This window comes from Qipengyuania zhejiangensis, assembly GCF_035607565.1.
Classification (GTDB): domain Bacteria; phylum Pseudomonadota; class Alphaproteobacteria; order Sphingomonadales; family Sphingomonadaceae; genus Qipengyuania; species Qipengyuania zhejiangensis.
Window position 1 is genome coordinate 1,311,071 of record NZ_JAYKGO010000003.1, and the last position, 9,563, is coordinate 1,320,633.

Here is a 9,563-nt window from a genome sequence, read left to right on the forward strand (position 1 = left end):
CGGCCTCGACGCCCGCCTTCGGGCGGCACGCGGCGATCTATTCTTCCAGCTCGATGTCCCAGTAAAGCCAGTCGCGCCATGTCTCGTGCAGATAGTTCGGCGGGAACTGCTTGCCGTGTTGCTGCAATTGCCAATGGGTCGGGCGGATCGGTTCGGCGTAAAGGTGCATTCCGGCCTGTTTCGGCGTGCGCCCGCCTTTCTTCATGTTGCAGGGCGCGCAGGCGGTGGCGATGTTTTCCCATGTCGTCTTGCCGCCCAGCCGGCGGGGCACGACATGGTCGAACGTCAGGTGGCTCTGATCGCCGCAGAACTGGCAGCTGAAGCGATCGCGCAGGAACAGGTTGAAGCGGGTGAAGGCGGGAAATTCGCTCGGCTTCACATATTGCTTCAGCGCGATCACGCTGGGGATTTTCATGTCGAGCGAGGGGGAATGGACTTCCCGATCGTAGGTGGCGATCACGTCCACCCGGTCGAGGAAGATGGCCTTGATCGCCGTTTGCCACGGCCACAGGCTCAAGGGGTAATAGGAAAGCGGTGTGTAATCGGCGTTGAGAACGAGAGAGGGGCACGACTGCAAATTGCGTGTCGGATCGCCCTCGCTACTTCGGAATGTAGCGGCCCGTTCGATCAGCTCGGCCCTAAACACGTTACGCGCTCCTCCCCGATGACGATGAAAATGCACTTGCACGAGGAAGCGTCAAGCCTGTTACAGACAGGCTATCCACAGTGTTTTCCACCGAATCGCCAACAGAGAAGCGCCGCTTGACCGTCACCCGCTTTGCCCCAAGCCCGAATGGATCGCTGCATCTGGGGCACGCCTATTCGGCGATTGTCGCCCATGATCTGGCGATGAAGGATGGTGGCCGGTTTCTTCTGCGGATCGAGGATATCGACGGCGCGCGGTCCCGCCCCGAACTGGCCCGCGAGTTTCGCGAAGACCTCGCCTGGCTTGGCCTGGCCTGGCACGAAGTGCCCGCGCAATCGACCCGGCTTGCCCGGTATGATGAAGCCGCCAGACGCCTGTTGGCGGACGGTCTGCTGTATCCCTGCACGTGCACCCGCGCCGAAATCGATGCGCTGGAGCCGCGCATGGGGCCTGAAGGTGCAATCTATCCCGGGACGTGCAAGGGCCGCAGGGTCGACCCTGCAAAACCGGCTGCGCTTCGGCTTGATGTCGATCGGGCGCTTGCGCTGACCGGTCGCGTTACTTTCGAGGATGATCTTGCCGGGACCATCGTGGCCGATCCGCGCCCACACGGCGATGTGGTGCTGGTGCGCAAGGATGCCCCGGCCAGCTATCACCTCGCCGCCACATTGGACGATGCCACAGACGCCATCACGCTGGTCACGCGGGGGCAGGACCTGTTCACGGCAACGCATGTGCATCGCATTCTCCAGGCGCTGCTGGGCCTGCCGGTCCCGCGATACCACCACCACGGCCTGCTGGTGGACGAAAGCGGCACCAAGCTGGCAAAGCGGCGCAACTCGCCTTCGCTGGCGGATCGGCGCCGTGCCGGAGAGAAAGGGCTGTTGCTTGCCGAGCAACTCAGGTTGCACAAGTTTCCGTCTGGTATTTCGCTCGTCAGCGCCTAAGTCTGCTGCATCATGACAACATTCCTCACCATCGTCCTCGTCGTCCTGATGGCTTTCGTGGTCATCTCGCTTGTGCGCGGCATCGTCGCTTTCCTGAAAAGCACCAAGATCGATCTCGAGAGTGGGGAGCAGGTTGACGCCACCGAAATGCAATTGCTGCAGAACAAGATGATGTTCGCGCGCATCAAGTATCAGGCGATGGCGATCGTCGTGGTCGCGGTGATCCTCGCGATCGCAAACTGATCCGGACCCGGCGTCGTGGTCAAGCTGAACAAGATCTACACCCGCACGGGCGACGATGGCACCACCGGACTGGTGGACGGTTCGCGTCTCGAAAAACACGCTCCCCGGATGGAGGCGATCGGTGCGGTGGACGAAACCAATTCGGCGCTGGGACTGGCGGCGGCGGCCCTCGTCGGCACACCGCACGCTGAACCGCTGTTCCGTATTCAGAACGACATGTTCGATCTGGGCGCGGATCTGGCAACGCCGGCGCAGGACGGGGATGATTTCGCCCCATCGCAAATGGTCCTGCGGATTGTCGACAGCCAGGTCGCATGGCTCGAACAGCAGATCGACGCTGCGAACGAGCGGCTTGCCCCGCTGACCAGCTTCATCCTTCCGGGCGGCACCGAAGCGGCGGCGCGCCTTCATGTGGCCCGCGCGTCGGCCCGCCGGGCGGAACGATCGATGACCGCTCTTGCCGGGGTGGACCGGATCAATCCGCAGGCGCTGGCCTATATAAACCGCGTGTCCGATTACCTGTTCGTGCTGGCCCGCGTGGCCAATGGCGACGGGGAAGGGGACGTAAAGTGGATTCCGGGCGGAAATCGCTGACTGGCCGCTAGCCACGCGGCATCTCCCTCGCTAAGCCGCGCGCTTTGCTGCACATGCGAAGGAACAATCTCGATGAGCAAGACGATCGCCATTATCGGTGCCGGCCAGATGGGTTCGGGCATCGCCCAGGCCGTTGCCGCGCACGGCATGGACGTGCTGCTGGCGGATGTCGGTCTGGACGTCGCGGAAAAGGCGGTCGCGGGGATCGACAAAGCGCTGGGCAAGCTGGTCGGTCGCGGCAAGCTTGAAATCGCGGATGCCGAAGCCACGCTCAAGCGGATCACGCCGGTCGGGGACTATGCGCCGATGGATCGGGCGGACCTGATCATCGAGGCCGCGACCGAAAAGGAAGCGATCAAGCAGGCGATCTTCGAAAAAGCGGGCAAGGTTCTTGCCGCGGACGCGATCATGGCATCGAACACCAGTTCGATCCCGATTACCCGCATGGCCAATTATTCCCCCGATCCGGCACGGTTCATCGGCCTCCACTTCTTCAACCCGGTCCCGATCATGGGGCTGATCGAGGTGATCCCGGGCCTTGCGACCGCGCAGGCGACAACCGACCGGACGATCGCTTTCGCCGAAGGGCTGGGCAAGGAAGTGGTCCTGTCGCAAGACGAACCCGGCTTCGTGGTCAACCGCATCCTGTTGCCGATGATCAACGAAGCGATCTTCGTACTGGGCCAGTCGACCGCCGGCATCGAAGACATCGACAAGGGTTGCCGGCTTGGCCTCAACCACCCGATGGGCCCGCTCCAGCTGGCCGATTTCGTCGGACTGGATACCTGCCTCGACATCATCATGGTGCTCTACAACACCACCGGCGACAGCAAGTATCGCCCCGCGCCGCTGCTGGTGAAATATGTCGAAGCCGGCTGGCTCGGCCGCAAGAGCGGGCGCGGTTTCTACGACTATTCGGGCGAAGCTCCGGTCCCGACACGGTAAGGGGCCGGCGTGGGAACGTCCTGCGTTGCCTGCACGTTCATGAGGAAAGGAGATTTTCTCATGAGTACCCCCAAGGGCATGGCCCCCGAAACCCATAACGACGAGCAGGACGACGAGCGCAGCCAGGCTCAGACCGTCGCCGAGGATGCCGTGCACGGAGGCACTTCGAGCCCTACCGAAAGCAAGAAGGGCCCGCACAAATCGGACCTTATGGGCGATTCGACCCAGGATACCGTCGATCACATGCGCGACATGGAAAGTTCGGGCCGGATCGATATGGACGCCTATCGCGGCGAACCCAACCATGACGACAACGTCGACAAGTATGGCGAAGGTCACAACCCCGACAGGCTGCGCGGCGACGGGGCCTAATTACCGGACCCTAATTACCGGACAGGGCGCCGTCGTTGAGGATCCACAAACCCAACGTAAGAACGGCGGCGCCCGTCGCGATCGCATAGGCCATGATCTTGAAATTCGGCGCGTCGATCGCTTCCAGCTTGTGCGGATCGAGCCGGCCTAGTGTTTTGCAAGCCCGCCGTTCGGCCGTGATCGCCAGCCATGCGCCGCCAAGTATGAACATGGTGGCGATGGCCTTTGCCAGCCATGGCGGATCGAAGGCGCCGAACACGGCCTTGAAACCCAATCCGATGCCGATCGCCGCGAACGCCGTACGCATCCAGCCCGCAAACGTGCGTTCCATCGCCATGATGCTGCGGTCTTCCGCCAGATCGGTCCGCAGTTCGGCCCACTGCGTGCTCTTGTCGGGTTCGTCGGTCGGATCGTCCTGTGCCATTCTGTCTTAATGGACCGGCACGGGCGCTGGTTCCTCAATAGGTCTGCGGCGTCGGGTCGACCATGGGCGCTGTGTCGTCGATCAGATAGCTTTCATCGACCGGTTCGGGGTCGAGAACTTCGGGTGGTGAAGCGTCGGCGTACCATTGCTCGAGCGTCAGGTTTTCGCTCGACCGGCGGTTGGGGCGGGGGGAAGCCGGTTTGGTCGCGACCTGGACCGGCAGGTCCATCGCGGCGGGTTCGGTAGAGGCGCCGGGAACCCTTTCGTTCATTTGTGCGATCATGCCGGGATCGTCTTCGCCGCCGACGAGCAGCGCCACGCACAGCAGGAACAGACCCACCATGAGGAGCTTCTTGCCGTGATTGGTAAACAGGCCGTCTTCCATGGTTGCACACCATAGGTGCGGCGCGGTTAAAGCTTCGTTTCCCCCGTGTGGGCCTTTAATTCGTAAAGCTTCTCCAGCGCATCGCGCGGCGACAGGGTGTCGATATCCAGCGCGTCCAGCGCCTCGCGCAGCGTATCGACCGCTTTTTCAGGGGCCTGAAGACTGGCGGCGAACAAGGGTAGATCGCCGAGACCGGCAGCGAGTCCACCGGTTTGCGCCCGCCCTTTCTCCAGCTTGTCGAGCACGGCCTTGGCGCGCCTCAGGACCGGTGCGGGAACGCCCGCCAATCGCGCCACATCGAGGCCATAGCTACGGTCCGCGGCCCCCTTTGCCAATTCATGGAGCAGGACCAGATCGCCTTTCCATTCGCGCGCGCGAACATGGTGAAGACTGAGCGCTTCGCAGGTCTCGGCGAGGCGCGAGAGCTCGTGGTAATGCGTCGCGAACAGGCAACGGCACCGAAGCTGTTCGTGCACCGCCTCCACCACTGCCCAGGCCAGCGCCATTCCGTCATAGGTCGACGTACCGCGCCCGACCTCGTCGAGGATGACGAACGAACGGTCGGTCGCCTGGCTCAGGATTGCGGCGGTTTCGACCATCTCGACCATGAACGTCGATCGCCCGCGGGCAAGATTGTCGCTCCCGCCGACACGGCTGAACAGGCGATCGGCAAGGCCGATCCGCGCCGCACTGGCCGGAACGTAGCTGCCTGCCTGCGCGAGGAGGAGGATGAGCGCGTTCTGGCGCAGGAAGGTGGACTTGCCGCCCATGTTGGGGCCGCCGATAAGCCACAACCGGTCATCCGTCCCGAGTGTGCAATCGTTGGCCACGAAGCGTTCGCCCGCCTTGGCCAGAGCCTGCTCGACAACGGGGTGCCGACCGCCGGTCACCTGCAAACAGGGTTCGTCGACCACGTCGGGACGGGCCCAATCGCCCTCCACGGCGCGTTCCGCAAGCGCTGAACATACGTCGATCCGCGCAAGGGCTGCGGCGGTTGCGGCGATGGCTTCGCGTCTGTCGACCGTCTCGCGCACCAGTTCCTCGAAATGGGCTTCTTCTGCGGCGACTGCGTGCGCGCCCGCTTCGGTGATGCGGCTGGCTTCTTCGTGCAGGCCGATGCTGTTGAAACGCACGGCACCGGCCATGGTCTGGCGATGGGCAAACCCGCTGTCGGCGGCCATCAGCTTGTCAGCGTGCCTGGCCGGCACTTCGATGAAATAACCCAGCACCTTGTTGTGCTTGATCTTGAGCGACGGTGTGCCCGTTTCCTCGCGATATTTCGCTTCGAGCGCGGCGATGGCCCGGCGGGCGTTTCCACTCGTTTCGCGCAAGGCATCGAGCGCGTGGTCATAGCCGCTGGCAATGAACCCGCCCTGCTGGCGTTCGGTCGGCGGGGAAGGAACCAGGGCGCGGGCCAGATGGTCCACCAGGGCAGCGTGTCCGCCCAAGGCACTGGCCATCCGGTCCAGCAACGGCGGCAAATCGGCGCTCGAACGCAGCGTGTCGCGCACCCGTCGCGCCTCGAACAGGCCATCGCGGATCTGGCCAAGGTCGCGCGGACTGCCGCGCCCGGCGACGAGCCGGCCCAGGGCACGGCCGATGTCGGGCGCCTGGCGCAGCATTGCCCGCAGATCCGCGCGAAGCAGCGGGTCGGCTTGAAAGTGATGCACCCCGGCAAACCGGTCCTCGATCGCGCCGCGGTCCGCCAGCGGGGCCGACAGGTCTTCGGCCAGTTGCCGCGCGCCGGCCCCGGTCACGCAGCGGTCGACGCACGCGATCAGGCTGCCTTCGCGCCCGCCACCCTGGCTGGTCAGTATTTCAAGGCTCGCCCGCGTGGCGGCGTCCATCGCCAGGTGGGCACCGGTCCCGCGGGCCACCGGAGGCAACAGGAAGGGCAGCGTGCCACGGCCCGCATGGTCGAGGTAGGCAAGGATACCCCCTGCCGCCGCCAGCATCGGGCGGCTGAAATCGCCCAGCCCGTCCAGCGTGGCGATGCTGTGGATGGCCTTCAACCGCGTTTCGCCCTCTTCGCTGCGGAAATCGGCGCGCGGGCGAACGATCGTATCAGCCGGCGCGCCGTGCCAGTCGTCCGGTCCCACGACCTCGCTTGCTCCAAGGCGCGCAAGGGCGGCGTCCAGCGTGTCGAGCGTGCAGTCTTCCAGTTCCATCCGCCCGGTCGAAATATCGCACGCCGCAATGCCCACACCGTCACGCACCGGCGCAACGGCAACCAGCAGGTTCGCCCGCCGCGGTTCCAGCAACGCTTCTTCGGTCAGCGTGCCCGCGGTCACGAACCGCACGATGTCGCGCGCAACAAGGGCCTTTGAACCTCCGCGCTTCTTCGCCTCTTCCGGGGTTTCGGTCTGTTCGGCGATCGCGACCCTGCAGCCGCCCTTTATCAGCCGCGCCAGATACCCTTCGGCGGCATGCACCGGCACGCCACACATGGCCACGGGCTGGCCGTCGTGTTCGCCGCGGCTCGTCAGCGCGATATCCAGGACGCCCGAGGCGATCCGCGCGTCATCGAAGAACAATTCGAAGAAATCGCCCATGCGGTAGAACAGCAGCGCATCGCCCGCCTCGCGTTTCAGTGCGAGGTATTGTTCCATCATGGGGGTGGGCTTGCCGGACATGGACCTGCCGTAGCGGGGCGGCTGGCGATTCGGGAAGCGGCGACTGTGAGGTTTCCCCTACCGCTCGGCGCGCTGGCGCGTTAGGGCGGGGGCCAAGCGACAAGGGGCTGGCATGTCAGACGATCAAACCAACGCATTCAAGGCGCGCGAAGCGCTGTTCTATCACGAGACGATTCGTCCCGGTAAGATCGAGATTATCGCCAGCAAGCCGATGGCGACGCAGCGCGACCTCAGCCTCGCCTATTCTCCCGGCGTTGCGGCCCCGGTCGAAGCAATTGCCGCCAATCCGGCAGACGCCGCCCGCTACACGGCGCGCTCGAACCTCGTGGCCGTCATCACCAACGGCACGGCGATCCTTGGCCTGGGCAATCTGGGCGCGCTGGCGTCCAAGCCGGTCATGGAAGGCAAGGCCGTTCTGTTCAAACGGTTCGCCGATGTGGATGCGATCGACATCGAGCTGGACACCGAAGATCCGGACAAGTTCATCGAAGCCGTCGCCCTGATGGAACCGACTTTCGGCGGGATCAATCTGGAAGACATTGCCGCGCCCGAATGCTTCATCATCGAACAGGCGTTGCGCGAACGCATGAACATTCCGGTGATGCACGATGACCAGCACGGCACGGCCATCATCGCCACCGCCGGGCTGATCAACGCGTGCCACCTGACCAATCGCGATCTCAAGACCGTGAAGATGGTCGTTAACGGCGCGGGCGCATCGGCGCTTGCCTGTACCGCGCTGATCAAGTCGGTCGGCGTGCCGCACGAAAACGTGATCGTTTGCGACCGGTCGGGGCCGATTTATCCGGGCCGTGACGGGGTGGACCAGTGGAAAAGCGCGCACGCCGTGCCGACCGAGGCGCGAAGCCTCGAGGAAGCGCTGGACGGCGCGGACATATTCCTCGGCCTTTCGGCGGCGGGCGCACTGAAGCCTGAATGGGTGGCCAAGATGGCCGACAAGCCGATCATCTTCGCGATGGCCAACCCGACACCGGAAATCATGCCGGACGAAGCCAAGAAAGTGCGTCCCGACGCGATCATCGCAACCGGCCGGTCGGATTTCCCCAACCAGGTCAACAACGTGCTGGGCTTCCCCTTCATCTTCCGCGGCGCGCTCGATGTGCAGGCCACCGCCATCAACGAAGAAATGAAGGTCGCCGCAGCCCACGCCATCGCCAAGCTCGCGCGCGAACGCGTGCCCGAGGAAGTGGCCGCCGCCTACGGTGTGTCTCACCAGTTCGGCGAAGACTACATCATTCCGGCCCCCTTCGATCCGCGGCTGATGGAAGTAGTCTCGAGCGCGGTTGCCAAGGCGGCGATGGATTCGGGTGTCGCTCAGGCACCGATCGCCGATTTCGATGAATACCGCCACGCGCTGAAGGCGCGCCTCAACCCGACCACTGCGGCGCTGACCAACATCTACGAACTGGCCAAGTCCAACCCCAAGCGGATGGTCTTTGCCGAAGCGGAAGAGGACGTCGCCCTGCGCGCCGCAATCCAGTACCGCGAATTCGGGTATGGCGACCCGATCCTGGTCGGCCGCACCGACAAGGTGCGCGAGAAGCTGGTCGAACTGGCCGTGGAAGATCCCGACGACTGGATCATCGAGAATTCGAAGGTGTCGGACAAGGTCCCGGCCATGGTCGACTATCTCTACAAACGCCTGCAGCGGCGCGGTTACACCGAGCGTGACGTTGGCCGGATGGTCAACCAGGAACGCAACGTGTTTGCGGCCTTGCTGGTGGCCCTGGGCCATGGAGACGGAATGATTTCCGGCCTGACGCGCACGTTCGCGCAAACGGCCCGCGAAGTCGGCCGCGTGCTCGATCAGGCGCCCGGTGCCGTGCCGTTTGGCATCCACCTGATGATCGGCAAGAACCACACCACCTTCCTGGCCGACACCACGATCAACGAACGCCCGACTGCGGAACAGCTTGCGCATATCGCCCGGGAAACCGCGGCGGTCGCGCGCCGCATGGGGCATGAACCGCGGGTCGCCTTCCTGTCCTATTCGACGTTCGGCAATCCCAGCGGGCAATGGCTGGACAATATCCGCGATGCGGTGGCCATCCTCGATGCGCAGGAAGTGGAGTTCGAATACGAAGGCGAAATGGCGCCCGATGCCGCGCTCAACCCGACGGTGATGAAGCTTTATCCCTTCAGCCGCTTGTCTGGCCCGGCCAACGTGTTGATCATGCCGGGGCTGCAATCGGCCAATCTGTCGGCCAAGCTTCTGCGCGAACTTGCCGGCAATGCGACGATCGGCCCGATGCTGATCGGCATGGAAAAGCCGGTGCAGATAGCCCCGATGACCGCCTTGGCGCCCGATGTGCTGACACTGGCCGTTCTGGCGAGCGCTGGGGTCGTCGGTTAA

At 64.1% G+C, this 9,563-nt stretch carries 10 protein-coding genes; 6 read left to right on the forward strand and 4 right to left on the reverse strand.

Features of this window, described 5'->3' with window-relative positions:
• Positions 1–37 precede the first annotated feature (37 nt).
• Entirely contained in the window at positions 38–646 is a 609-nt protein-coding gene (locus tag VR863_RS14200) for an HNH endonuclease (RefSeq protein WP_324829119.1), read from the reverse strand.
• Positions 647–762: 116 nt separating this feature from the next.
• Here VR863_RS14200 and gluQRS point away from each other — a divergent pair, with 116 nt between their 5' ends.
• The 5 genes from gluQRS (at position 763) to VR863_RS14225 (ending at position 3,747) form a co-directional block, all read left to right on the forward strand.
• The gene (gene gluQRS, locus VR863_RS14205; RefSeq protein ID WP_324829120.1) at positions 763–1,593 is read left to right on the forward strand and encodes a tRNA glutamyl-Q(34) synthetase GluQRS; all 831 of its coding nucleotides are present in this window, start codon (positions 763–765) and stop codon (positions 1,591–1,593) included.
• Between the two features lie 12 nt (positions 1,594–1,605).
• The gene (locus tag VR863_RS14210) at positions 1,606–1,836 is read left to right on the forward strand and encodes a hypothetical protein (RefSeq protein ID WP_324829121.1); all 231 of its coding nucleotides are present in this window, start codon (positions 1,606–1,608) and stop codon (positions 1,834–1,836) included.
• A gap of 15 nt (positions 1,837–1,851) precedes the next feature.
• Positions 1,852–2,430: a cob(I)yrinic acid a,c-diamide adenosyltransferase gene (locus VR863_RS14215; protein WP_324829122.1), complete on the forward strand. Its 579-nt coding sequence runs from the start codon at positions 1,852–1,854 to the stop codon at positions 2,428–2,430.
• 72 nt (positions 2,431–2,502) lie between these two features.
• Entirely contained in the window at positions 2,503–3,375 is an 873-nt protein-coding gene (locus VR863_RS14220; RefSeq protein ID WP_324829123.1) for a 3-hydroxyacyl-CoA dehydrogenase NAD-binding domain-containing protein, read from the forward strand.
• Between the two features lie 60 nt (positions 3,376–3,435).
• Positions 3,436–3,747, forward strand: a complete 312-nt coding sequence (locus VR863_RS14225; RefSeq protein ID WP_324829124.1) for a hypothetical protein — start codon at positions 3,436–3,438, stop codon at positions 3,745–3,747.
• A 10-nt stretch (positions 3,748–3,757) separates the two neighbouring features.
• Here VR863_RS14225 and VR863_RS14230 read toward each other — a convergent pair whose 3' ends face one another.
• From VR863_RS14230 to mutS, 3 genes are read right to left on the reverse strand one after another with little or no spacing between them, the layout of a single operon-like run.
• On the reverse strand, positions 3,758–4,171 hold the full coding sequence (locus VR863_RS14230; protein ID WP_324829125.1) for a YidH family protein: 414 nt from the start codon (positions 4,169–4,171) through the stop codon (positions 3,758–3,760).
• A 34-nt stretch (positions 4,172–4,205) separates the two neighbouring features.
• The gene (locus tag VR863_RS14235) at positions 4,206–4,556 is read right to left on the reverse strand and encodes a hypothetical protein (RefSeq protein WP_324829126.1); all 351 of its coding nucleotides are present in this window, start codon (positions 4,554–4,556) and stop codon (positions 4,206–4,208) included.
• Between the two features lie 26 nt (positions 4,557–4,582).
• Positions 4,583–7,189, reverse strand: a complete 2,607-nt coding sequence (gene mutS, locus VR863_RS14240) for a DNA mismatch repair protein MutS (RefSeq protein ID WP_324829127.1) — start codon at positions 7,187–7,189, stop codon at positions 4,583–4,585.
• A gap of 112 nt (positions 7,190–7,301) precedes the next feature.
• Here mutS and VR863_RS14245 point away from each other — a divergent pair, with 112 nt between their 5' ends.
• Positions 7,302–9,563, forward strand: coding sequence for an NADP-dependent malic enzyme (locus VR863_RS14245; protein ID WP_324829128.1), 2,262 nt, complete (start codon positions 7,302–7,304; stop codon positions 9,561–9,563).